Annotated in this window: 1 pseudogene; it reads left to right on the forward strand. The window is 32.1% G+C overall.

Going from position 1 to position 280, the window contains the following annotated elements:
• Positions 1–280 (forward strand): annotated as a pseudogene (locus SB679_RS23840) (carboxypeptidase-like regulatory domain-containing protein); the annotation flags it as partial.

A 280-nucleotide genomic window follows, 5' to 3' on the forward strand; every position in this document is an offset into this window, starting at 1 on the left:
TATAGGGGCCACCTTAAAGTCAACACAAAAAATCAATGTTAACTTTATTAATAGTGTTTATACTCAATTGGAATATGATAACCCTGATGAGACAACATTCTTGCCTAAAAAACTCGTTACCGAGTTTGAAATAAGTCCTTTTTCGAAAAAGAAAGGATCTAAAAGCATTATAGCCAAGAGATCTGTTGATTATTCTAATTATGAATTCAACAAACCTCTGGACCCAAGTGTCTTTAAAAGAAAAGAAGAGGAATACGAGGATAAGTTTACTGATAAAGAC

This window comes from Chryseobacterium sp. SIMBA_029 (genome assembly GCF_046535275.1).
Lineage (GTDB): Bacteria > Bacteroidota > Bacteroidia > Flavobacteriales > Weeksellaceae > Chryseobacterium.